The organism is Paenibacillus phyllosphaerae (genome assembly GCF_014192105.1).
Lineage (GTDB): Bacteria > Bacillota > Bacilli > Paenibacillales > Paenibacillaceae > Paenibacillus_Z > Paenibacillus_Z phyllosphaerae.
On record NZ_JACHXK010000001.1, the window covers coordinates 247,499 to 272,928 of the forward strand.

The window sequence follows — 25,430 nt, forward strand, 5'->3', positions numbered from 1 at the left end:
AAAACCAAGACTAACAATTAACCTTTTACTGCCCCTGCAGTGATTCCTTTAATGAAGGTGCGGCTGCCAATCAGGAACACGATCAGCACTGGCAGCGTCGCCATTGCGAGCGCCGCCATCCGTGCGCCGTAGTCGGTCCTGTGCACGATGCCCAGCGTGGAGATGAACACCGGCAGCGTGAACGATTTGGCATTATTAATCGTTACCAACGGCAGCAAGTAATTGTTCCATGACCACAGGAACACGAGCGTAGATAAGGTAGCGATTCCCGGCTTGATGAGCGGCAGGGCAATGTTGAAGAAAATCCTCGGCTCCGAAGCCCCGTCGATGCGCGCGCACTCAAGAATCTCGCCGGGCACCGTATCGCGGATAAACTGAACCATAAAGAATGCTCCGAACGACCAGGCGCTCCATGTGAGAATAACAGGCATCAGCGTATTACCGAATCCCATATGACGCATCTCGATAATATAGCCGATAAGACCGACCTGTGCGGGTACCATCATCGTAATAATGATGAAGTAGTTCAGGGTATTCCTCAATTTGAACTGGAACTTCGCCACCGCGTAGCCGATCAAGGTGCTGGTCAGGACGCCGAGCACCACAGACCCGATGGAGACGGTCAAGCTGTTCGCGTAGACACGGAGAAAGTCGGTCTTGAAGACGGTCCGCAAATTCTCGAGCAGAAAATCGGACGGGATGAGCGGTAATCCTTTGAATATATTCTCCGAGTAATACGTCGACATCATGATCATCACATAGAACGGGAACAGCGAGATGACCGTAATCGCACCGATAAACAACCACTTGACGATCCTCATGACTTCTCCCCTTTCCCCGCGCTGATCCGGTAACTAAGGATAGAGAACAGTACGATAATGACGAATAGCGTGTAAGCCAGCGCAGAACCGTAGCCGAACCTTGTGCCGGTAATGAACGAATCGTTAATGAACTTCCAGATCACCGTCAACGCCGCGTTATCCGGTCCGCCGGACGTACTGGCCGACCAGCCGCCGTAAAGCAGCTTAGGTTCGTCGAACAGCTGCAGTCCTCCGATAATCGAGGTCACGATCAGGAATACCGTTATATTTTTCAGCATCGGAAGTGTAATGCGCGTGAACGTATGGAGGCCAGTGGAGCCGTCAACTTTCGCCGCTTCGTAAATATCCTGTGGAATGGCGGTCATTCCTGCCAGATAGATCGCCATGAAATAGCCGAGGTTCCGCCAGATGATCATCAGAGCGATAATAACCTGGGCCATTAAGGGATCCTGCAGCCAGTAGTAACCCTCTGTCATCAGACCTAACTTGATCAGGACCGCATTGACGATACCGGTCTGCCAGTCGAACATGAACGAGAAGATAAACCCAATCGCCACGGGGGTTGTAATGTAAGGAAGAAAATTGACGGTCTGAAAGAAGACACGGCCCTTAGCCAGATGAAAAATCAGATAAGCCAGCACCATGCCAAGCAGAATCATCAACGGCACGGACATGATCATAATAACGAATGTATTATAAAGTGATTTGATGAATAGCGGGTCCTTCGTCAGGAGCGTGACATAATTGCGCAAGCCCACGAAGGTTTTGGCGCCGATTCCGTTCCAATCGTGAAGGCTCAGCCAGAATGAGTAAACAAGGGGATAGAAATGAAATGTGAAATAGGACAGAATGAACGGCAGAGCAAATAGATATGGCCAAATTTTGACGCCAGACCATATGACCGCGACCGCACGGGGCCGCACCTCCGCCTTCGACACCGTTTCCGTACGCATAATGCTTCCTCCTTTCCCAAGTCACACAGATGTCGCAGCATGGAAAAGACAGCCGCCGCTTACCTGACAGGCAGCAGAGCGGCTGTCATTTCTTTAACCGGCCGAGCCGGTCTTATGCTCTCGTTAGTTGATGGTCGCTTCCGGCGCCAAATTCTTCACTTCGCTCTTCAACTTCTCCAGAGCGGCAGAGGCCGTAATGCTGGTATCCTTCATCCAGAGCGGGTACAGCGAGCTGTACGCCGTCTGCACCATGGCGTTATATTTCGTCTGCTGATCGGCCTTGACCGATGGAACGATCTCCTCCACGAATGTCTTGTTCAGATTCTGGCCGGCAAAATATTGGTCATAGTCCGTTCCGGCGTCAATCCAGTCCTTGTGCTTCTCGAAAAACGCCTTCGTTCCGGCCATGTTGCCAAATTCCTTGTAGTTGATCGCCATTCCTTCGTCCGACATGTAAGCAAAGTTGATATATGCCCATGCGGCTTCCTTGTTCTTGCTGCCCTTATACACGCCAATCGAAGTTCCTCCGTACGTGTAGCTGCCTTCCGGGGCCGGTATCAGCCCCCAGCGGCCGATGCCGTCTTTATCGTTGGCGGCGATATTCCACTTGGCGCTCCATGGCGCCATGGGGTAGAAGAGGTTATCCCCTTTGGCGAACGACGTGTTCCAGCCCGGCGTATACGATTCGTATTTGCCCAATACGCCGGCGTCTCTCATTTTGAACACCGTCTCAAGCGCCTTCTGCAGACGATCGGTCAAGTTGATTGTCGTACCATCGACGTAAGGCTTGGAGTTCTGCTCCCGGATAACGCGGTAAGCGTCATCGAAGCTCGCGAACATCGTAACCTTGCCTCCGCTAGCAGCGAGCACTTCCTTGCCCTTCGCAATAAACGTATCCCAGTCCGTGAGTATAGCTGAAACTTCTGCCGGATCATCTGTGCCCAGATACTGCTTCGCGAGGTCCCTGCGGTATGCCAGCCCTGCCGGCGTAATCGATTGATCGACGCCCACGAGCTCGCCCTTCGTATTGGACAGAATGGATGGCAAATAATCGAGCAGCTGGTCACGGGAGAAATTATAAGGCGCCGCCTCCAAATTATCGAGAACATCGAGATCGAAGAGTTGGCCGCGATAGTTCATCTCGCCGAGAATAACGTCCGGGACGTCAGAACCGGACGCTATTCCGCTCTGCAGCTTCTGCATGTAGTCGTTGTTATTGACGACGGTGTATTCGACTTTCACGTTGGGATACAGCTTGTTGAATTCTGGGACCATTTTCTTCAGGAACGCCTCATCCCAGTCCCACACCTTAATTGTGCCTTTCAGCTCGGCAGCCGTTGCTTCCCCGCCCGAATTCCCCTTGTTCTCGGCATTACCTTCGGTTGAATTGCCAGCCGTTCCGCCTTCCCCGCTCGCGCCACTGTTCCCATTGCCGCTGTTGCAGCCCGTCAGAGCCAGCGTCAAGACCAGCGCAAGCGACACAAGCGTCGTCAGCCAAGATCTGTTTTTCCGTTTCACATGAACCCCTCCGTTTGCGTTGTGTAATCGCTTCCTATTTTAGGATAGCGCTTTAATGGGAGAGCAGAAATAAACCGAAACGGTTATTTGGCTCACAATCCGGCTATTGACTTGAGCGGGCTCTCTTCTGCAGTCATACAGGGAATCCGGATCGTAACAGATGTGCCTTTGCCAGGAACTGACTCAAAGTCAATGCCATATTCGACGCCGAAATGAAAAATGATGCGCTCCCTGATATTGGCCAATCCGATCCCCTTCGTTTGTCCCGTGTGGATGGGATTGCGTTTAAGATCCAATTCGAACGGTCTGTCGCTCACGCCAATTCCATTATCCGATACCGTCACGTGAAGCGTCTCTTCGACGACGCGAGCGGATACAAGGATGACCCCTTTCTCTTCGAGATCGAATAGGCCGTGGAAGAGCGCATTTTCCACAAGGGGCTGAATCATAAGCCGAAGCACCGTACACGAGTTAAGCGTCACAGGAACATCCCATTCCAGGCGGAATCGGCCGGGGTAGCGGTATTGCTGGATGCTGACGTATTTGTCCACTAGATTCCGCTCGTCCGCAAGCGTCGAGAAGAAAGCCTGCTCGCCCGTCTTGATCGTATCCTGCAGGATATCGATCAGCGCCTTGGTGATGATGATCGTATCCTTATTACGCTCAGCATGGGATAGATAGATGACCGTATTAAGCGTGTTGTAAATGAAATGGGGATTGATCTCGGAGAGGAGCAAATTGATCTGCATATTCCGTTTCATCTCCTGCTCACGCATCGCCGATTTCATCCAGGTATCGAGTTCGAACACCATCTTGTTGAAGCCTTCGCCCAACACCTGCATCTCGTCACCGCTCCGAATGTTCACACTGGTGCGCAATTCTCCGGCAGACACTCTGCGCATCGCACGCGCCAGGACCGTGATCGGCCGGGTGAAGTTCAAGATCAGAGGAGCTACAAGAAGCAGAATAAACAGCAGTCCGGCGATCGCGATGACGAGATAGAAGACCAGAATCGGACGGATGCTTTTATAGAGCTTATGTTTGGAAATATACGCCTGCTGGCTCCACCCTTCACTCATGGCGTCGTAACGGAGCGGGATAAAATCGTCCCTTTGCTGTATGACTTGTCCTGGTGCAGTCCCGGTATCGTATATAATCCGGCTGTCGCCGCTAGTGAGTACGATACGTTCGAAATCGTCACGGCTTTCATTGAACACCTTGCCGATCTCATCCTTTTTCATGTCCATAACCAGGAAATAAGGCTCGTTCTGCGTCTGGTCTTCCCAGTTCCGATAAAGGATCACATAGCTGATGACATCCTGTGCGCCATTCATATAGCTGAATTCGTGAACCTCGGAGAATCGCGTACCGCTACTTCCGTTCTTGAACGGTACGAACCAGCCTTGCCCCAGATACTCCTCATAATAGCTGTCATAGCCGCTGTAGTTCGAGAACACCTTCCCGTCATGACGGATGATCATGATGTTGAGCAGGCTCGCATCCAATGCGACGAAACGCTGCAGCTGTTTCATGACCGCAACTTGGTCGAAATACGCCTGCTCCATCGATGCTCCGGCTTTGTGGACGATACCGGCATTGATCTGCGAATCAGCAATGATCGTCTCTGCGGTTTTGAACAGCCGATCCTGCATGCGGGTAAGCGACGAGGAGGTCAGGGCGAGCTTGGTCATGTTGTCTTTCACCGCCTGCTCCCGCACGATCCTCGCCATATAGGTGAAGGTAATATAGCTGCTGAGAAGGAGAGACAGCGATACGATCAGTATGGTACTCCCCAAGATTTTGGTTCGAATGGTCATTTTCATGGGGCAATCCCCCTTGCCTCCGCATAATCGAGCGGGGACATACCGACGAGCTTACTGAACACTTTGCTGAAATAATGACTGCTCTTATAGCCGACATTCCTTGAAATCTCGTATAGTTTGAAATGCCCGCTTTCCAGCAGCGATTTGGCCTTCTCGATTCGATAAATGGTGATATAATCGAGCAGCGTTTGTCCGGTCTCCTGCTTGAACAGATGTCGCAGATGCTCCCCGCTGATGCCAAGGTGGATCGCAATTGATTCCGCGCTCAGTTCTTCCGAGCAATGGGCAGAGATATAGTCCATCGTTTCACGGATTTTACGACTGCAGCCTTGCCTCGTGACAGCCGACAGCGTCTCTTCCATTTTAACGAGCAGCCACGACTTAATGCCCTCCAGCGTCCGCCATTGGTCGCTCCTGACAATGCCTTCTTCTGCCATCCCTTTCAGCGAAGGCAGCCCCCGTTTGACCCGAGCTGCATCCAGGGCGGATATGGCTGCTTCGCACAGCTCTGATAGATATGGAATGCTTCTTGTCTTTACAGCTAAGTCAAACCAAGCATGGAGTAACGCTTCAACCGATGCCGAATCACCGGCGTCAAGATACTTGACCAACCCTTCACGATTTGGCTTAGCCTGCTCGTTGGAAGGCATGAACCAGCATGCTGCATCGGGATTGATGATTGTAGTATCCCCGAAGTAAATGCCAGCAGTGAGCCGCTCCATCATAGTCCTATGAATACCATACAGTTCCGCCAAATGCTGGAATGGCCGGGAATACGCAACAACGATCCGTTGTGCAGGATTGTTATTCTGAATATAGTCTGTCAAGATCGTGACGGCCTCCGCATGCCGCGCAATCGATTCCAGTCTGCTTGTAATCGGATTGGCCGACAGCACATATCCGAATCGTCCATCCTTCTGATAGGCGGCTTCGATCTCATGCAGGGGCAATCGCGGCAGATCCAAGCTTACGAAAACTTGATTCACATATGCCTTCGTCGGAAGAACTGGAAAATATTCGTCGGCTGACAACAGCAAATAAGTAAACTCTCGTCCCTTTACTTTCTCTTCGTTCCCCGCTGCCACAGCAAATTCATCAGTCAACTCATTCCCATCGGTCAACGCTTTGAGATATTGCCGCAGCACCATGGAACTTCTTCTCCGATCTTCCAGAGCGTTCGTCCTTACCTTGATTAATTCTCTTCGAAGGCTTTCGGGCTCCAAGTCGTGCTTGACAAGGTATTCAGTAACTCCTATCGAGATGGCCTCTTTGACATAATCAAACTCTTTATAGGAGGTAAGTAGAATGATCCTGCAGCGAAGTCCCGCGGCAAAAACCCGTTTGCTGAATTCAATGCCGTCCAGATGAGGCATACGGATATCTGCAATGATCAGATCTGGCCTGAGTTCGGGCACTTTGGCGAGCGCTTTCAAAGGATGTGTATATTCACCAATGACTTGAAATCCTTCCGACTCCCAATCAATCATACTCTTGAGGTGTTCGATTGCCAGAATTTCATCATCGACGATCATGACGCTTAAATTTTTCATCAGGCACCTCCCTCTGGGTACGTGTATGAAAAAATTGCCTATCTATGCTTTCTTATCTCTTAACCTTATCGAGGTGCACGACAGGAGGCAATTCACGAAGTTCGCATTTTGATGGAGGAAAGTCGGATATTTTTCCTTTTTAGTATAGAAGGGGCCGCGCAGGTATATCTTCTGCACAGCCCCATTGTTTGTCACTTCTCAACTACGCCGATCCGCCAACGTCACGCGAAGATTCCACGTATTTCTCGCACCAGGCAGCACCTGCTTTGTTTTGCCAAGCCCGTGCGCGCGATGAACGCTGTCCATGTAGCCAGTTGCCGGCTCGACAGCGAACGTGTAATCGCCGAAGGCGCCATAATGCGCCCACATCGCTAGATAAGGGACTTCATCCGGAGAGAAATGGAACACGATGCCCTCGCCTGATAAAGGATCGGTTAATCGCACATCGCCTTCTTGCAGCCGATCGGTAAAATAGTACTTTTCAGCTGCGTTCATGTCTTGATCCTCCAATATGGACAAATCAATGACTGCGCCATCACGTCCGGCGGCAAAAGGAAACGTGTTCCTTTCGAACGGACGCCCCAGTCTTTCCCCGTGGGAATACGCGATTTCGATCGCTCCTAAAGAAGTAGGAACCTCCAGCTTCATCCCTGCGCGAATGCTCAATAGCGGATGAGCCGCCCACAAATAAGAGAATGGATGCTGCGTTGGATTCTCAACCTGATAATCAAGACGCAGCTCGCTGTTCGATAGAGAGACCTTCTTGCTGAACCGATAGGGCACCTGCCTGCCTTCGACGTTTAACCATAAGCTTCCCCCTTCGATCACGTACGTCCACGGCATGCACCAGACCTCGCCATGGTCGGGAAAATGTTTGTCCTGCCAAGGTACATCCGGACACGGACACGGCTCGATCGTCGGGAACATTTCATCCCAACCGCCTTGATCGCCATCTCCCCAATTCATCCCATATTGCAGAGGTGCCCAAGGACGATTGGTCCGATGAATCCACTCTCTCCCGGTCCTCTTGTCGACAAGCGATACGATTTTCCCGCCGCGCTCCGGGACAAGGCGAACGCATATGAACTCGTTCTCTCCCTGCAGCACTTCGTAACCTTGTTCCTCGTTAATACTCCACTGGGTTCTTGACATAAGCTCCTCCATGCAGGGCCAAAATTCATCCCCTAGATGTCTATAGACCGTTCAAGAATACTAAAGCCTGTCGGACGATAAATCACGAGCTTCGCTGAATTCGATATGCCCCGTGTTGGGATGGCAATCTCGCATGTATCGCCAGGCTCCATAGTCGGAATATCGTAGCACACTTCCTTCACTTCTCCCTCGATCTCAACGGAAAGATAATAGCCTGATACGGAATAGCTGGGCAGATCATTCCGGCAGGTCAAAGAACAGAGCAGATCCCCAGATGCAAGATTGCGGGTAAGGTTAATCTGCAACGGAGACGCGGTCTCCCTTAATATCTGATAAGAAGGTTTCGTGGCGCCATAAACATCCGTCACGCCATGGACGCGTTGCCTCAGCCGACCTTCTCCATCCTCACCCATTTGGGTACGGTAATCGTTCAGGCTAAAGAAAATAAACCCCGCAATATTCGGATATCGCCGGTAAACATCGGTCTTCTCGATTAGGATATCGATGCGCTTCGGGTCGCCTCCTGTAAAGGTCGGTTCGCATAGTCCAAACTCGGCGACAACGATCGGCTTATCCGGGTGAGCGGCGACCATCTTGCTCACGACCTCATCCAGATCATGCTCCCCATGCCACGTCCCGACATAATCATTCCACATAATCGCATCCCCTGCTCCGGTCGCATCTCTAGCCGGCTCCAAATGAACGGTGTTGCTGACGTAATTCACCATCCGCGTACAGTCCAATTCTAACGCATAGGCCTTTAACGCTTGGACGAATTGCATCGTCTGTTCGGATTGTCCATCCAGTTCGTTGCCCACGCCCCAAGCGATAACGCTTGGATGGTGATGGTGTCTGGTAATCATCTCGAAGATCTGTTGCTTTGCAACTGGCAGCGTCTCCTTGCCCGGCTCCGAAGGCTGCTGCCACAGCGGAAGCTCCTCTTGCACTAGCACTCCGTTCCGGTCGCACCATTCCAGCAGCTTCTCGTCCTGCTGCCAATGGAATCGAGTAAGTACGCAGTTGGCATGCTTCAATTGCATGAGAATGTTCTCGCGGTCTTCATCAGACTCCGCCATCCCTTTCATCGGATGGGAGCCCGGCATCCATTCTATGCCAACAAGCCTGACCGGCTCCCCGTTGAGCCAGAACTTGCCCCCTTCTGCACGAAATTCACGAAATCCAAGACGCACCGTTATTTCATCCTGTATCCGGCCCTCGGCGAACACTCGAATAGTCACCTCGTATAGATTGGGATGATCGAAATGCCACAGCTCCACATCTGTTAGGGATATATCAGATAATGGAATGGAAGAGCAAGGAAAAGGCACCGTTTGTTTGCCTGTCCATAAGATAACCCCGCCTCGTTGTATCAATAGCTGTAGTTCGATTTGCTTGGCGTTTGCATTCAAGGTTTCGTGAAGGGTAATACTTCCCTTAATTGTCCCTGAAGTGTGGAGCGGTTGCTGTGCCGGCAGAACGGGGATCGCTTCCAGCTGAGCATAATCGATTGCCGCTTCACCGGTAACCATCAGCGTAACTTTCCGAATAATACCGCCATCGTCAGCCCAGTCGAAGCTATTGGATATAGGCAATGCGGTGTCACTGTTCCGGTTATCGACGGCAACGATTAGAAGATTATCGCCATCTTGCAGATAAGGCGTCACTTCGATCCGGAACGACGTATATCCGGAATTGGAATGGCTGCCGGCCTCCTTGCCATTAATCCATACCGTTGCATCTCTGTATACCGCTTCAAAATGGAGCCAAACCCGGTTGCTGGCCTCCAAGTCCCGGACCTGGAACCGATACTCGTACCAACCCAGCCCCCGATATTCCTCCGTCTCCGGCTCAACGTTCCACGTATGCGGCACTGAAACTTCTTTTTTGGCCGGAAGACCCGTAGTTGGCCATCCTTCTTGCACGCCGCGGTTCTCTCGATCTGTAACGAACCCCCAATTGCTATCAAGGGGGATATTGATTCTTCCTTGTCGGTTCATATCGATCCCTCCTTCGTAAGGAAAAAAGCATATCTGTCCACGAACAGATATGCCTTATTTTGCTATCCGGTTTAGTTATACATCTCCAAATGAATGCGAGCACCTTGATGATTCTGCTCCAGGCTTAGAACCTCACCCAAACGTTCCTTTGCTTCGGTCATTCGACCTAGGCCGAGTAATCCAAGACCCATCATATACAGACAGTGAATTCGGTTGCGCTTGTTCAGATCATCCTCGAATACAAGGAAATCCGGGAGTGATACGGCAAAGTAATCGATCTTCACGTCATCGAAAAGATGCTTCTCCGCATAATCGATGAGCTTATTGAATCTGCGCTTCGCTTCCTTCTTGTTGCTCAATTGCACCCATGCCATGCCTTGGTAGAAGATCATATCCGGCGGCTGATCGTTGTAGTACATCGCGCTTGCTGGTTCATCCAACCCTTGCGAGGCGATTGCCCAGTGATAAGAAGCCTGTTCCTCCTGGCCGAGCAGCTTATAGGCATTACCCAGCGCATAGTGGATATTGTTCTCTTGTGCGCCTTCCAGTTTGCCTTCGCCCAGGTTCTCCGGATATTGCAGCGCGCGGCTGAGCAGTTCAATCGCAGCATCGCCGTTACGCTGATGCAAGGCACGCTTGGCAAGCTCCACCAGTGCCAGCACATATTGTCCAGTCGCCTTCCCTTCGCCGCCTTCCCATGGATGGAACTGGCGGGACAGCAACGCTTCGAGCGCCTCTTCATGCCTTCCCAGCAAGTTGAGCAAGGTGACGAACTCCAGATACAGATCGTCCCGTTTCTCCACCAATTCCGCATGCTGATTCAAGCGGGATAACCGCTCCTGCGCGGACATGTCGATTTTCTTATACAACTGGTCCAGCTCGTAGAAGACCCTCGCATCTGCCGGGTTACATTGGAAGGCTTTCTCGAGCGAATGACGTGCAGCTTCAGGATTGTTCCGTTTGTTGAAATAAGCAAGCGCAAGATTCCGATGCACGGTAGGGAATCGATCTTGCAGCGCTGCCGACTTCTCCCAATGCAGGATCGCTTCATCCGGGCGCTTCTTGTCGTAGAAAAGATTGCCAAGGTAATAATGCGCCTTATCGTCGGACGGATGGAATGTGAGAGAGCTAGTAAGCAGCTGCAGGTCGAATAAGCTGTTAGGGAAGCAGTAATCTGCTGGTGCAGCTTGCCCCGCCTGACGCTGTGACGCGGCTTCTTCGCTTCTGCCTTCTTGCTCGTAGACATACGCCAGCGCATAATGCAGCATAGGGTAAGCGTTGCCGCCTTGGTTGAATATCACCTGTTCCAGCACTTCGCCAGCTTCGGCATATAAGCCGCTCCCGACATAATCGGAGGCCAGATTCATGTAATTATGAACATCGCCGCGCAACAAGCGTGCTGAACCTTCATAGGCTTTGTTGGCCTCTTCTTCTCTGCCCAGGTCCAGCAGGATGAGTCCACGCTCGTAGGAAGCACCGAAATCGGCGATGTCTAACCGCAAGGTTTCGTCCGCATAAGAAAGCGCTTCGGTGAGGCGTCCGAGCTTCCGGAGCAGCGCAGTCTTCACATGTCTGGCTTTATAGTTGCGGCTGTTCCGGATTAAGGACTTCTCAATCAGCTCAAAGGCTTCGTTATATGCACCTTGGCCTGTTGCAATCTGTGCCAGGGAGAAGTAGCCGCTGTCCTGCCAAGCCGCAGACCACACCGACTTATAAAAGGCTGTGAATGCTTCCATGGGCTTATCTTGAAGTTTCAATGCGACGCCAAGCTGATAATACGCCTCACTATCATAAGGATTCGGGTTCCGCCAGGTAAGCGACTTGACCGCCGTGCGGAAATATCCTTCTGCCTCGGCAAACTGTCCTCTGCGCAGCAGAAGCGTGCCATAAGCGACATTAAGCCGAATATCGGTCTTGTCCCGCTTCAGTCCTTCCAAATAATACGCTTCCGGTTCGAACGTCGCATGACGGTATTGCTCCAGATGCAGCCCCGCCAGATACAACTGCTCGTTGGTCTTCAGTTCCTCTGGAAGCGGCAGCGGCTTCGCGGCATCCGGCACCTGTTCAACCGAAGGTTCAGCTGGCCGATATGAAATGAGGGTGCGTCCTGTTGCATCGTATACCGTGACTATTAGATCGTGCGGCCGATCCCCCTCGTCCAGACTGATGACCGTCTTGTACGTCGATTCCGGGGAGAGCGTATACTTTTCTTGGATATAGGCGCGTTTCTTACCCTTCAGCTCAATGACCGCCCCATCGAAGATCGAAGTTGCATAAGCCAGCACGACCGCCGTACGGGCAGCTTCATCCACCACCAGATTAACGGCTGCGTCGATGGAAGCATTCTTCACCACGCCGATGTTTTTATAGGGCATGAAGTACTGCTTGAACGATTTCTCCTCATACGGCTGCAGCCATGTAAAGTCCGGCTGGTTATCCGTGAACACGCCGGTCATGAGCTCGATGTACGGGCCATCTTCATCGGTCAGATTGCGATCCCATGCCTGGCCGAATTCTCCGTTGCCCCACGTCCACTGCTTTTTCCCCGGCGAGACATGATGGTTGGCAACGTGCAGCAGCCCCGCTTGTACGCCGTGGTCATATCCGCCGACGAAGTTATAATCCGATTTGTACGCCATATAGGAAGTCGGTACCGGGATATTCTTGTAGCGGGATATATCGACGCCTTCCGAATAGTCCATTTTGTAGTAAGTACCCGTTGCGATCGGGAACCGGGATACATCTCGCTTCCCGTGGTCGAATACGGCTGTCACGTCCGGCGGGAACACCGATTGCGTATGGTCGTTCACCGCAACGGCAGGGTTCGCCCACCACAGGAACGTTTGAGGCTCCGGCGTACGGTTGTACAGCTGCGCGGATATTTCCAAGTAGGCTTTGCCTGGATACAGGGTAAAGCCTGTCGTTACTTTCGTCCCGTACATCCGGTCGATCTCGCTGACCCATACCGTTGCGCTGCCATCCTCGTTCTGGGTAAATAGATGCTCCACGGGCCCGAAAGTGTTCGGCCGATGATGCTGCGGCCAGTTAAACTCGATCCCGCCGGAAATCCATGGTCCAGCTAATCCTACCAGTGCAGGCTTAATGACCTGGTTGTAGTAGACAAAGTCATAGTTATTCGTTTTATCGAGCGCCCGATAGATTCGGCCGCCAATCTGAGGCATGATCTCAATCCGGACGTACTCATTCTCAAGCATAACCATGTTATATGACTTGGCCTCTTTATGATCCAAGATTTTATCGATGACAGGGTGCGGATAGACGCGCCCGGAACTGCCCTGATACACGCGTTTCTCGAGGAACATCGGATTCTTGTCCGGCTCACCGGTTCCATAGGTCGGGATTTTAACCTCTTCTTCCCACACGCGAACGGCCGTTTGAACGGCTGCTGCTGCTTGGTCAATGCTCATCGTTTCTCCTCCTTTGCAACTTACCTCCAATTTACGCCGGATACGACTCGAATCCAATTGACGAAACTCGGCTTTTGATGGATCATATTCTTATTTCCACTACATGGAGGAGGAGCGGCTTATGGACGAAACCCGCAAAAAAGACGGCTTTGAATCGCAAAAGTTGTTTATTCAACCTGAATATATGCTGGGAGAACTCGCTGCCAACGAACTGACCAGCACGCTCTATGTCAGTGATATCGGCTGTTTTCCGCGCGCGCGGTTTCACTATAGGGAACGTAGCTTGGGCTGTGATTCCCATATTCTGATTTACTGCGTAGAAGGTGAGGGCTGGTTGGAATCCGGCGAGGATAAAACGATGCAGATTGGTCCCCGGCAGCTTGTGGTCATACCCGCAGGAACACCACACCGTTACGGCGCTGCCACGAATAATCCCTGGACGATTTACTGGATGCATTTGCATGGAAGGCATGTCTTACAGCTTATCAACACATATGGCTTGGATACGGGCGTACAACTGCTCCCCATCGCCGCACATACACAATGGCTGGAGGATTTTCAGCAGTGTTATTCCCTGTTGTCGGATAAACCTTACTCCATGCCTGCCCAAATCCATGTATCGCAGACGATCAGGCGTCTGCTAAGCAACGTTGGTCTAAGCACACGCGGCTCGGTTCAAGACAAAAAAAGAGAGGATTATATGGAGCAGGCGATGCGGTACATGACCGATCGACTGACAGACTCCATTACCCTCCCTGAATTAGCCAGACATACCGGCTTGTCCAAGCAACATCTGATCTATTTATTTAATAAGGAGACAGGCTGTCCTCCTATCGAATTCTTCCTTCGCCTGAAGATGCAGCGGGCAGGTCAGATGCTTGCGCTTACCAATCTTAGCATCAAAGAGATCTGCAGCGCATACGGCATATCTGACCCCTACTATTTCTCAAGGCTTTTCAAAAAGTTCATGGGCTGTTCACCTACTCAATTCCGGAACACACCTAAAGGATAAGGGTAAAGGATTCTCTATTCTCCCGTAAAGCGATTAATCCATTAGCTTGCGCTTTCTGTACGTTGAGGGGGTTACACCGTATGCCTCCCGGAATTTCCGAGTAAAATGGATGGCGCAATCGAATCCAACATCGGAGGCGATTTCCGATACCTGCCGATTCGTGTTCGACAGGAGCTGCGCAGCTTTCTCCATCCGGAATTTGCATACCGTGTTCAGGATCGTATCGCCGACCTGTTCCTTGAACAAATGGGAGAGCCGGGAAGTAGAAAGGCAGCTCTTTCTCGCTAGATCAGGCAGGCTTACCTTTTGCGAAGGAAACAGCTGAAGCTCTTTCACAATAGCGGCAATTCTCGGATCCATCGTGATCGTACTCTCCGCCCCGCACATCTGCTGGATGTAGATCAGCGTCTCTTCTAGTGCAAGCTCTGACAATCTGCGATGAAGCTCTGAGCCTCTCGCCGGCCATTCATGTCTCACCATCCTGAGCAGCGCATCCTGAATAATTCGTCTCCTTTCACCGGACGCAGCATGTTGATAAAAGAAGCATTCGTCCGATCCAGGCAGCCTCAGCCAGGTCCTCCACTCCGGATCCGGAATAAAATGCACCCAAATAAATTCCCAGCCCGCTCCCTTTGTACCGTAATGATGTGGGATACCCGGCATGAGCAGGGCAATGTCGCCTGCAACGCATGAAATGGTCTGATCGGACTTTTGTATATGACCTTCGCCAGAGATCGTGTACATCAGCAGCCAGTCCATGCTGCCCGAAGGGCGATGAACAACATAATCGGGAGATTCGTTGTAATGACCGGCAATCAGAATACCATAGGGCCGTTCCTCATGAATAGCATAATCAGTTGGTTTTTTAGCCATATATCTACTACCTCGCATTCAAGGAGATGCCCTAAAATAAAGCGTATAGTTGTTTTTATACAAAACTTCGAACAATAGAATTCATCGCAATGAACATATCATAAGGAGGCCTTTCGAGCAATGAGCGAAGTGTCCAGGCTCAATTTGACAGAAACTGCCCAAGTTGAAATTCACACTGGTAAAATGGGTGCGCAAGGCGGCAGCAATCCAAAAGGGGAATCCTTTGGGTTCACCAATTATTATATGACTCGGAACGAGGAGCCTTTTATTCCTGTCGTCGGCGAGTTTCATTTCTCCAGATTCTCCCACCTGCAATGGGAGGAAGAACTGCTCAAGATGAAAGCCGGCGGCGTTCATATCGTAGCCACATATGTGTTCTGGAATTTCCACGAAGAAGAAGAAGGCGTATTCGATTGGAGCGGCAGCCGCAATCTGCGCCACTTCATCGATCTTTGCGCCAAACTAGACTATCCGCTTATCCTGCGCATCGGACCATTCTGCCATGGGGAAGTCCGCAATGGCGGTATTCCGGACTGGGTATTCGCCAAGCCGATCGAGATTCGTTCCAACGACCCTGAGTATCTGAAGCTTGCTAGAAAGCTGTACCGTGAGATCGCCTTGCAAATGAAAGGCAGCCTCTATCAAGATGGCGGTCCAGTGATCGCGGTTCAGCTGGAGAATGAATTCATGCACTGCGGCGCACCGAACGATGCGTGGGGCTATAAAGCCGGCAAATTCCTGACCTCTGGAACAGGGGGCAACGCGCACCTAGCAGAGCTTCGCCGGATTGCAGAAGAGGCTGGCATTCAGCCGATGTTCTTCACTGCTACTGCCTGGGGCGGAGCAGCAGTCCCGGAGGAAGGCTTCCTACCGATGCTGGCCGGCTATGCCTACACGCCTTGGATTCCGAATCAGCCGCCGAGCCGCGAGTTCATCTACCAGGATTTGCATGCCGTGCCGGCGGAGCCGGTTAACTACGATACGCGTGAGTATCCGGTCGCCTACTGCGAGATGGCAGGCGGGATGCAGGTCAGCTACAATGCGCGTCCTTTTGTCCCTGCGGACAGTGTTGAAGCCATGACACTCGTGAAGCTTGCCAGCGGCAGCAACCTAGTCGGCTATTATATGTACCATGGCGGCTCTAACCCGGTAGGTAAGAAGGGTTACTTGAATGAGCAATTCCTGCCTAAAGTCTCTTACGACTATCAGTCGCCTCTTGGCGAATTCGGGCGAATCGGGGAATCGTATGACCGGATCCGCTCCTTGTCCTTGTTCCTGGAATCGTTCGGATCGATACTTGCGCCAATGACGACCATTCTGCCCGATGGCCAGTCGAACATAGAGGCGACAGATACGGAAGCTCTTCGCTGGTGCGTGAGACACAATGACGGCGCAGGATTCGTGTTTCTGAACAACTTCCAAGACCACGTGGCTATGTCGGAGCGTCCTTTCCGTATTGAACTGGAAACAAGCTGCGGGCCGGTCTCGTTCCCTAAGGAAGGAGAAGCAGTGCTGCCTGCTAACACAGGTGTCGTACTGCCCTTCCATCTTGACCTTCACGGCGTCTCCTTGATAAGCGCGACAGCGCAGCTGCTGACGGAAGTACGGGCGGATGGCGAGCATGTCATCTTCTTCTATGCTCACCATGGTTTGACACCTGAATATGTCGTGGCAAAATCTTCGCTGTCCGCTATTGACACTCATGACGGTCAAGTCAGCGAAAATGAGGATCATTACGTCATTCGTCCCGTCGTCGGAAAAAATAAGAGTATTTCGCTTCGGACTGCAGACGGCAATCAGGTTCGCTTCGTTACGCTTTCCCGCCAAGAAGCGCTCCAGATCTACCGTTTCGACTTGTGGGGCCAGCCGACGGTGGTCATCAGCGATGGCCCTGTTATCGCTCATCATAATCAGCTGGTATGTTCTTCGCCTGGCAGCAGCTCTATCGCCGTTTCCCTATTCCCTGCGCCAAAGTCGGAGATGCGTACCAATACCGGACAGACTGTTCCTTTCCAAGCGGAAGGCTTGTTCCATACCTATACACTCGAATTCTCGGCTTATGTACCGCAGATTACCATTACGAACCCAACAGAGAAGTCGGCACTGTTGCAATTCGCCGGAGACTGGCCTTCGCATGTTGAAGATGTTTGGCTTGAAATCGACTATGACGGAGACGTGGCAGAAGCTTTCCTGAACGGCAAATTATTGACCGATCACATTCATTACGGCAAAACATGGAGCATTGGCCTTAAAGATGTCTACAATCAACTGGAACAGTCCACCCTGCACCTATCCATTACGCCGCTGCGAAAAGGGACGGTTCACACCTTCATCAACCAAGCGCAAGTGGAACGATTCGAAGGCGTGGAGATCGCCGTATTCCACCGCATTGAAGCTATTCCGCATTATCGGGTATCACTATTCCCTGCTGCGCAAAGATAGTTTTTCTATATATAAGAACGAACAAGCCTCTTTCCAGCGAAAGAGGCTTGTTCATCATGTGAGAGAAGCGAAGAGCAGGCAGCCGGGGCTAGCCGGCTGCCCTAATGTCTTGATTAAACTACTGTTTATTGCCTACCTCGCCTACGGCGCTAAATAAATGTTTGGCCGTGGAGGCGTAGACATGCCTTCACCAAGATAATAATCCGTCAGATGAGACTGTGCATAGCCTTTAATTGTCATGCTGTTGCGATATGCCGGGTTTTGGGCTAACGTATAGAGTCTTGTGGTCGTTGGGATATTCGTTGTGAAGACAATAAGCTTGGAGTAATCGGTATAGCTTGGCAAAATAACTTCTTCACGCCAATCACCTGCAATATCACCATAGAAGACAGGTGCATTCCGCCAATTGAGCACTGCATTGTGATACTTATAGGCGGTCAATAAACGAGAAACGGTATTTGTCGTGTAATTCCACTTTTCAAACTTAGTTTCATTCAAGCTTTCGCTCAAGAGATCGCCATCCCACCATAAGCGGAAGGCAGGCCAAGGTGACTCTGCTGCAGTTGTGAGCTGTGTATTGGAAGGACCGTTATAGATGCCAGAGAAAGACCAGGTTTCATAACCCGCGTATCTAGGGTCAATATCCCCCACATCACCACGGCCTACATCTCCTGCAGGTGGGGTTGTCGTATGCTGCCATATCATCGCACCTGTAGCGGCATCATAATAATACTCGAGTAAACCGGTTGTATTATCCTGTTGTATTCCATACCCTTGAAAATTAGAAGAATTTGGATCAAACTTGCCAATGTAAAAACGGTCGCCATGGAAAATATTCTGATTATACAATGAATATCGTAATGTCCCGTCACCGTTAAGGACGAAGCCGATCTCAGCAATCTCATCTTTGCCGTCACTATCCAAGTCTACGATACGCATTTGATGACCATCGTGGGTGTCTTGTTCACCGCGCAGCCATTTCCATTCCATCGTAAGATTATTACCCGTATAGCGATAAGCTGCAATGACTAGATTAAAGGATTTATCGGCGTTACGATTTTTCATAAAAGCAACAATACTTGGGGTTGTGCCGTTGAGGTAACCGATGCCTAATTGTAAAGCAAGAGGGCCTGTTGAGAGATAATCATCAGGGAGTGCCTTATAATGTCTGAGCTTACCTGTCATGCCGTCAAGCACTGCCAGCCACTGTTTATCGTCACTATTGCTCGTAGACCATACCTGGCCATCACCAAAAGTAACGCCATTGGCGATTCGGAGAACAACTTCAGCTTTGCCATTGCCATCTAAGTCATAAACCGTAACACCATCCCACATCCCTACATCAATCGCTGTAGAACCAGGAGATATATTGTTTTGATTCGTACTATTTGGCCCAAGATTTATCGACCACAAGAAAGTGCCATCACGTTTATAGGCTTCGAGTGTTTGTGTGGTTGTGCGGTTACGAGACAGAAGAAAATCGTATTCATGATCCCCGTCAAAATCCCCCACCCAAACATTGCCGATTTCGCCTCCGCTTTTGATTGGAACGACGAAAGCTGGCTCACTAGCAGAATTCGCTACGAGCGTGTAAGCAGCGCTGGCTGCTTGTTCTGTACCGTTAATGACAGGCTTCACGTAATAGGCATTATCTTTCGTTAGATCAGCAGCCGAGTCTGTATAGTTGGTGCCGGCAGTCAGCACCGAACTGTTAAGTTTGACTGCTGTGCCTCCGGCTGTAGAACGATAGACATTAAAGCCAATTCCCGTAGAATCCAAGGCGAGTAAACGCCAGCTAATAAAAACATCGGAACCATTGCGTACTGCGACAACTCCACGCCCTAAATTCTCCATAATTCTCGGACCTGTTGCAGCACTAGCTGTTTGAATGGGCAACCAAGTTGATAGAATCGAAGCAAAAACAACCATCAAACTTAAAATGGATACAAATTTACTCTTCAATCATCTCATCTCCCCTAATTCTTTACTTGGTATTGAAGTAGCTTACGGCCATGATCCTTTACATTAAATCAGTGTCATTACACCCCCTCAGCATTGAATTCGCTTACATCCATGAGAATAGCATTCATTGTTCAAGAGCAACATCTTGGAAAGTTACGTTTTTCTTTGATATTCAAACATGACCGAGCTTCTTCAAAATTACCTCCACGTCCCCATGCTCGGCGTACAACGAAGAGGAGGACAACAAGCTGTCCTCCTTTTTCGATTACTTATGTTCAGATTCGATTCTTTACCAGTTCAGAATGCTCCTCGCCAGCCACGCAAGATCTTCAATACCGATCTGACCGTCGTTAGAGAAGTCATACTGCTTCACTAGATCCCATCCATCGTCGGTGGAGTTCATGCCATACGCCTTGGCAACGATAGCCAAATCACCTATGCTAAGCTTGTTATCTCCATTCGAGTCGCCATCAATCATGGTGATAACGGCTGCACGGAAAATTTGCAGGGCTGTATTCAATGATGCTGCCGCTTGCTCAATTTCGGCAGCGGATGCCTCTTCGTCATCCATGACGGCTAATGCTTGATCGACCGCAGCGCGGAGCGAGGCTTTCGATCCGACAGGATACTGTCCGACCTGAGTACCTTCGACAGCTGAAGCATAGAGCGCTTGCGCATCAGCGATTATATTCTCGAGCACACTGTGGTCAATGGAATCGATCTTCAGGCTGTAGGTGGATCCGGCGATCGTCGTTTCCTGACCTTGCCCGTCGGCAATGACTGCTTTCGTAACTGAAATATTCGTCAGGCCTGCCTCTGCATTCTTCTTGGTCTTGAATTGCAGTTTAGCTAAAGTCCCATCCAGGCTGGCTTGAGCCTCTCCAAGATGAACAGCCAGAAAACGAATCTTGCCATTCTCGATATCCACCTTCTGATCGACAATCATGAATTGGTCTTCATCCATGGAAGTGATGCCCTTAAAGTCCATCTTGCCGGGATCATACGTAAGCGTAATATCCTGGGCGTAAACCTCTTGGCCATTCACATTGTCAAGGCGGAACGAGACATTTACAGTAGATCCGCTATTCGTCGCTGCGGGTCCTGTCAACACCGCGGAAGCTTCGACGCTGCCGGAGTCGACCACAGTTTCAGCATAACTGCCTACCGTGTAAACGTTCGGTTTCGGCGCGGCCTCCATCCCATTGCCCAGATAGAAGCTAGGATGCGGCGGCTGGTTATACGCTACGTTCTGCCATGCTACCGACAATCTGTATTCCGGATCGTGCATCAGTGTGTATATTTTTTCCTGCGTCAGGTCCGTTGTCGTAAAGATTCGAAGCTCCGTGCTGTCTATGTTTTTCAGAATAATTTCTTCACGCCAGTCACCAAAGAGATCAGCCTGTAAAGACGGGTCGCCTTTTGTCCCGTCAGCCAAATATCCATCAAATTTCACGAGCGTTTCTTGTTTATGATTGATATAATCCCATTTATCGATGTGTGAAGTACCGCCTCGGTAACGATCTTCATAATCGTGATCAGCTAACTCTCGAGAGAGATCTCCATCCCACCAAATCGCAAAACTCGAGCTGGGAATATCAGTCGAAAGCAGCTCACCCGACACACTATATAATCGGCCTTTGTCTACCTCCCAAACGTTTGGTAAGCTACCGTCAGGAGCCCATAATTCTTCCCCAGGATATCTTGGATCTATATCCCCGGCGAGTGCCCTGCCTGTATCACTTACAGTCTGGAGCTGTCCAAATATAACTCTTCCGGTCTTGGCATCCTTCAAATTAGTACTATATTTAACGGTTGTATCTTCCTGTGGAGCCCACACTTCCAAACCCGGATTGTTCGGATCCAGATCCCCGACATGCATAGCATCACCGTGACCGAGCCCAGAATTCCACAATCCCGTTCCATCGTTATCAATAGCAGCTGCCCCGGTAACAATCTCATCCTTACCGTCTCCATCGATATCTGCTACGCTTAATTGGTGATTCCCGGAAGCTTCATATGCTTCATTCCCAGGCGTATCAGAATCAAAAGCCCACCGCTGTACGATCTTTCCATCTTTAAAGTCATATGCTGTAAGTGTCATTCTAGTGTAATATCCACGGGTCATGACCAAGCTAGGATGCACGCCATCCAAGTATGCGACCGCGCCCAAGAAGCGATCCACTCGGTTTCCGTAGGCATCACCCCAGTCGGCAACATTTCCTCTTCCAGGTATAAATTCTGTCGTATCGAGCGCTTTACCATCCACTCCACGGAATACGGTCAAATACTCTGGTCCTTCAATAATAAATCCGTCCGAATTAACGTAGTTCGCATCAGGATCTCCAATCACATTTCCCAGACCATCTACAGTGCCATCTGCCGTTTTCATGGCAACTTCAGCTTTTCCGTCGCCATCCAGATCATAAACCAAGAACTGGTTGTAATGGGCGCCTGCACGTATATTGATTCCGCTATTCATCCGCCACAACCTGGTTCCATCTAATTTGTAGGCGTCATAGTAAGTTGGGCCGGTATAACCTTTTTGTCCGTTATCTTTTTGATTGGAAGGACTCCATTTCAACACAACTTCATACTCGCCATCACCATCGAGGTCTCCTACGCTGGATTCAATTGGTGTATAGGTATAGACGCCTCCATCTGGCGTCGTACCGCCTTCTGGTTTTTGAATCGGTATGGAAAGAGAATTTGTATTCCATACGGTAGCCGAATCAGACTGTAACTTTTCCTGTCCATTCACAACGGTTCTTACATAATAGGTTGAATTCTCGTTTCCACCGACATCCAAGTAGTTGGTGCTATCGGTAATAGGCGTTGAATTTACCTTTACTCCGTCTCGGTAAAGATTGAAGTTCGTTTCTTCTGGATCTGTTCCCAGCAGACGCCAACCCACATAAATGCCGTTGTCTGTCTTCATGGCGACTAATCCGCGATTCAAACTTTCCATCTGCCGTGCTTCATGAACGACCGGAGTTGCACTTACGGTCACGCCTGAGGCTTCAACTCCATCAGCAAATACCGCTTTAGCTACATAGGTATAGGTCGTTCCGTTTGTCAATCTGGACAACGTGGACATCTGTTTTCCTTTAAGAACGGTGTCCACCAAATGGAGTGAATGGTCTGAAGAATTCACTTGATAGATATTTGCTTTAACATACGCAGGATCCAAAGGCTCCGTCCAACCGATCTGCACTTTCGAATCTTTTCCCTCTGTTTCTACATACTCCAGATTCGGGTGAGCACCTAATCGACGGACAGAGAAGTTATATGTTCTGTAAATCCCCGTATAGAGAGAAGACGTAACGTTTATCGGAATACTGGTTATGCTATCTGTCAAATTCAATGATACCGTTTCGCCGCTTGCTACAGTCGCACCTCCCGCCACTGAAAATAAGACGCCTGGTGCACTGACTGTTGGCGTAAACTCAAGTGTTGTTGTTGAATTTGGAACGACTAACGTATAATCGGTATAGTAGGATTCAAATCGATCCGTTAGAGTACCCCCGCCTATTGTAAGACCATCCATTTGAACACCGATCTTTTTCACACTGATGTTATCGATGTTTAAAGTCCCGCCGGCATTCACACTAAAGCCAAAACTGCTAATTCCAGCTATTGAAGCATTATTGAACGTTTCTGTTGCTGTTGCCACCGTTTGATTGGTGTTTAGATCCTTGATGGTCAGATTAAATGTTTTGGTGGAGACGCTGAAAAACATGGTGTAATGATACCAGTGGGTCGTATCATAACTCGTGTACGGAGTTGTTGCATTGCGCTTTTGTAATTTCCCTGCATTGAATTGCATATGGGCTGCAGAGTAATTTGTTGCATTGACAGCGCCGCTATTAATAAACAAAAAGCCACCGTTGGTACCTGGAACATTGATATCAAAATCAATTATCAGTCCCCCCGTCACATTTTCAAAAGTTTGACCGATGTAAGAAGAACCGCCTGGGTTAGTTATCGAAGCATTTGTTCTTCCAGTAACGTTATCCGAAACGACTGTCATCGTCGGCGCTGTGCCTTTCGTCGTCCAAGTGTTACCGCTGCCGGCTACGATCGTTGATCCTGGGGTATAACTTTCAAAATCCTCATTGAACAATACCTGATCTGCTGCAAACGTACGGTCAGGAGTCACCACAAACATGGACATAAGAAGCGTGAGTACGATGAAGATGGATATAGGCTTTCTAGTAACTGTCATTGCTTTTTTTTCCTTTATTAATAAAAGCATCTTCTTTTACCTCCCATATAGAGATTCTCGCACATTTTCACCCGTGAAGAAGATTACAGATATGACCAAGAATGAACACGCTTACATTCGAAGTTAAACAAAAGCTTCATTTTTCTGTTTTTACTTTTCCCTATGATCTTCCCTCCACTTATTGAAATCGGCTCCCTCACAAACTGAAGCGTTTTCAATATACACGGTTTCACCTCCTCAACATGATTCCCTTCTCGCCAACGTGTTTCTCTTGGCTCGGTTTGCTATGACAGCATCATAACGCTCCGAGCGACGATTGGTAAATTACGAGTATTGATTAAGTGCGACACTTTTGATTTTCCATCCATCATCCGAAAAAAGCTCCATAATATAATCAATTTTGGCAGGTATAAGCAAAAGTGGGGCGCTTTTATCCTAGCCTGTTCGTTAGTATGCTATTTATATCCCCCGACCCCATTATGATATAATCATTTCATATTATGATGTCAAAAAGTACGGGAGCATAACCGTGGACAACTTAAACATATTCCATGAGCTTTCAGAGGAGATATTGATTCGAATCAATATTTGCTTAGAGAGCGCTCATCCAAGTCGTTGGGTAGAAAGCAAACAGCATCAGGATTACGCCTTTTGGCACCTCCACGAAGGTCAAATTGAAATTCGTGTTTACGATCAGGTACACATCGCCAGGGAGGGAGACCTGATTCTATTCAGTCCTAAGGTGGCCTATACCGCAACAAATATAGGAGCTAATTGCAGATTCACTTTTACACACTTTAATGTCGACCTGGGTGATCAGCATAGAATTCTAGACAATTTCCAGCTCCCTGGTGTGATTTCAAGTTCCCTTGTCCCGGAAGAAGCTCATCTGTTCTTAGACAGTTGTGAACAGTATAAAAGTGGTGCTATCATGTCAACAATTCGATTAAAAGGAGCGCTGACAATCTTAATTTCCAAGCTATTAGAATATTATGAGCTTGGCATATACCGCGGGGGATTTACGAATAATGTGTCTGAACGCAAGAGAATCACCAGTTTCCAGAAGCTGCAGCCCGTATTCCAGTTTATACGAGACCATCTGCATCAACCGATCCGCATTGAAAAACTTGCTGAACTGGCAGGCATGTCGGAGAAGTACTTCATTGTCTATTTCAAACAAGCTTCAGGTGTTACACCGGGGCTGTACATCTATCAGATGAAGATGAACCGTGCCCGAAAATTATTGTACAGCAAACATTATTCGGTTAAACAAATTGCGGAGATGCTCGGTTATCCTGATCCCTACACCTTTTCAAAAGCCTTCAAGAAATATTACAATGCACCGCCATCTCAGTTCGGGTGAAACTTGTAATCTGCTTATGAAAAGCGTTCAGTACCTCTAAATAGAAACACCGAACGCTTACAAAAGCTTGACTCCGAAATTCGTCAGCTCGTGCAATTGAAACAGCTTTGCTGCGAACAAGGGGTGAAACGTACAACCGCCTGATACACTAAGTTGCGAGCGCCTTATAGACTTCTACCCCATAAGGATCCAGTTTCAGACTGGTCTCGTACAAGCGGCCGGTTAAGATGCCTTCTCCCGGTAAAGTAAGGGGAATAAAAACTCAGCGCCAGTAAGCTCTAAAATTTCGTAATAGTCTATCGGGTTTTCCAAAA

The 25,430-nt window shown here is 49.6% G+C and carries 15 protein-coding genes; 3 read left to right on the top strand and 12 right to left on the bottom strand.

Annotated features, from left to right (window positions below):
* Positions 1-17: 17 nt before the first annotated feature.
* The 8 genes from FHS18_RS00855 to FHS18_RS00890 form a co-directional block, all read right to left on the bottom strand.
* On the bottom strand, positions 18-821 hold the full coding sequence (locus FHS18_RS00855) for a carbohydrate ABC transporter permease (protein ID WP_183595955.1): 804 nt from the start codon (positions 819-821) through the stop codon (positions 18-20).
* Complete coding sequence (locus FHS18_RS00860; protein ID WP_183595957.1) at positions 818-1,774, bottom strand: carbohydrate ABC transporter permease; 957 nt, start codon at positions 1,772-1,774, stop codon at positions 818-820. The genes FHS18_RS00855 and FHS18_RS00860 overlap by 4 nt, the downstream gene beginning before the upstream one ends.
* Before the next feature lie 123 nt (positions 1,775-1,897).
* On the bottom strand, positions 1,898-3,292 hold the full coding sequence (locus FHS18_RS00865; protein ID WP_343060344.1) for an ABC transporter substrate-binding protein: 1,395 nt from the start codon (positions 3,290-3,292) through the stop codon (positions 1,898-1,900).
* Positions 3,293-3,384: 92 nt separating this feature from the next.
* On the bottom strand, positions 3,385-5,115 hold the full coding sequence (locus FHS18_RS00870; RefSeq protein ID WP_183595959.1) for a sensor histidine kinase: 1,731 nt from the start codon (positions 5,113-5,115) through the stop codon (positions 3,385-3,387).
* Positions 5,112-6,665 carry a response regulator transcription factor gene (locus FHS18_RS00875; RefSeq protein WP_183595961.1) on the bottom strand — a complete coding sequence of 518 codons (1,554 nt, stop codon included), beginning with the start codon at positions 6,663-6,665 and terminating at the stop codon, positions 5,112-5,114. The genes FHS18_RS00870 and FHS18_RS00875 overlap by 4 nt, the downstream gene beginning before the upstream one ends.
* A gap of 198 nt (positions 6,666-6,863) precedes the next feature.
* A complete protein-coding gene (locus tag FHS18_RS00880; RefSeq protein WP_183595963.1) occupies positions 6,864-7,817 on the bottom strand; it encodes an aldose epimerase family protein in 954 nt (317 codons plus the stop codon).
* Between the two features lie 32 nt (positions 7,818-7,849).
* Positions 7,850-9,814, bottom strand: a complete 1,965-nt coding sequence (locus tag FHS18_RS00885; protein ID WP_183595965.1) for a glycoside hydrolase family 2 protein — start codon at positions 9,812-9,814, stop codon at positions 7,850-7,852.
* 71 nt (positions 9,815-9,885) lie between these two features.
* Positions 9,886-13,242, bottom strand: a complete 3,357-nt coding sequence (locus FHS18_RS00890) for a DUF5107 domain-containing protein (RefSeq protein WP_183595967.1) — start codon at positions 13,240-13,242, stop codon at positions 9,886-9,888.
* A 121-nt stretch (positions 13,243-13,363) separates the two neighbouring features.
* Here FHS18_RS00890 and FHS18_RS00895 point away from each other — a divergent pair, with 121 nt between their 5' ends.
* Positions 13,364-14,254: an AraC family transcriptional regulator gene (locus FHS18_RS00895; protein ID WP_183595969.1), complete on the top strand. Its 891-nt coding sequence runs from the start codon at positions 13,364-13,366 to the stop codon at positions 14,252-14,254.
* Between the two features lie 33 nt (positions 14,255-14,287).
* On the opposite strand, the gene FHS18_RS00900 is transcribed toward FHS18_RS00895, so the two are convergent.
* The gene (locus FHS18_RS00900) at positions 14,288-15,127 is read right to left on the bottom strand and encodes a helix-turn-helix domain-containing protein (protein ID WP_183595971.1); all 840 of its coding nucleotides are present in this window, start codon (positions 15,125-15,127) and stop codon (positions 14,288-14,290) included.
* A 120-nt stretch (positions 15,128-15,247) separates the two neighbouring features.
* Here FHS18_RS00900 and FHS18_RS00905 point away from each other — a divergent pair, with 120 nt between their 5' ends.
* Positions 15,248-17,569: a beta-galactosidase gene (locus FHS18_RS00905; protein WP_183595973.1), complete on the top strand. Its 2,322-nt coding sequence runs from the start codon at positions 15,248-15,250 to the stop codon at positions 17,567-17,569.
* 141 nt (positions 17,570-17,710) lie between these two features.
* Here the strand turns inward: FHS18_RS00905 and FHS18_RS00910 are convergent, their stop codons facing one another.
* Both FHS18_RS00910 and FHS18_RS34825 read right to left on the bottom strand, forming a co-directional pair.
* The gene (locus FHS18_RS00910; protein WP_221401164.1) at positions 17,711-19,531 is read right to left on the bottom strand and encodes a rhamnogalacturonan lyase family protein; all 1,821 of its coding nucleotides are present in this window, start codon (positions 19,529-19,531) and stop codon (positions 17,711-17,713) included.
* Positions 19,532-19,820: 289 nt separating this feature from the next.
* Positions 19,821-23,783 (bottom strand): rhamnogalacturonan lyase family protein, encoded by a 3,963-nt coding sequence (locus tag FHS18_RS34825; RefSeq protein ID WP_183595975.1) that lies wholly within the window; start codon positions 23,781-23,783, stop codon positions 19,821-19,823.
* Positions 23,784-24,282: 499 nt separating this feature from the next.
* Between FHS18_RS34825 and FHS18_RS00920 the strand changes: the two genes are divergently transcribed.
* Positions 24,283-25,116, top strand: a complete 834-nt coding sequence (locus FHS18_RS00920) for a helix-turn-helix domain-containing protein (RefSeq protein ID WP_183595977.1) — start codon at positions 24,283-24,285, stop codon at positions 25,114-25,116.
* A gap of 148 nt (positions 25,117-25,264) precedes the next feature.
* Here the strand turns inward: FHS18_RS00920 and FHS18_RS35325 are convergent, their stop codons facing one another.
* A complete protein-coding gene (locus tag FHS18_RS35325; RefSeq protein ID WP_183597278.1) occupies positions 25,265-25,372 on the bottom strand; it encodes a Beta-galactosidase C-terminal domain in 108 nt (35 codons plus the stop codon).
* Between the last annotated feature and the right edge of the window lie 58 nt (positions 25,373-25,430).

Bases quoted from the DNA above. Each gene is read 5' to 3' on its own strand.
- FHS18_RS00855 (WP_183595955.1), bottom strand. From the start codon at position 821: ATGAGGATCGTCAAGTGGTTGTTTATCGGTGCGATTACGGTCATCTCG.
- FHS18_RS00860 (WP_183595957.1), bottom strand. From the start codon at position 1,774: ATGCGTACGGAAACGGTGTCGAAGGCGGAGGTGCGGCCCCGTGCGGTC.
- FHS18_RS00870 (WP_183595959.1), bottom strand. From the start codon at position 5,115: ATGAAAATGACCATTCGAACCAAAATCTTGGGGAGTACCATACTGATC.
- FHS18_RS00875 (WP_183595961.1), bottom strand. From the start codon at position 6,665: ATGAAAAATTTAAGCGTCATGATCGTCGATGATGAAATTCTGGCAATC.
- FHS18_RS00880 (WP_183595963.1), bottom strand. From the start codon at position 7,817: ATGTCAAGAACCCAGTGGAGTATTAACGAGGAACAAGGTTACGAAGTG.
- FHS18_RS00885 (WP_183595965.1), bottom strand. From the start codon at position 9,814: ATGAACCGACAAGGAAGAATCAATATCCCCCTTGATAGCAATTGGGGG.
- FHS18_RS00890 (WP_183595967.1), bottom strand. From the start codon at position 13,242: ATGAGCATTGACCAAGCAGCAGCAGCCGTTCAAACGGCCGTTCGCGTG.
- FHS18_RS00895 (WP_183595969.1), top strand. From the start codon at position 13,364: ATGGACGAAACCCGCAAAAAAGACGGCTTTGAATCGCAAAAGTTGTTT.
- FHS18_RS00900 (WP_183595971.1), bottom strand. From the start codon at position 15,127: ATGGCTAAAAAACCAACTGATTATGCTATTCATGAGGAACGGCCCTAT.
- FHS18_RS00905 (WP_183595973.1), top strand. From the start codon at position 15,248: ATGAGCGAAGTGTCCAGGCTCAATTTGACAGAAACTGCCCAAGTTGAA.
- FHS18_RS34825 (WP_183595975.1), bottom strand. From the start codon at position 23,783: ATGCTTTTATTAATAAAGGAAAAAAAAGCAATGACAGTTACTAGAAAG.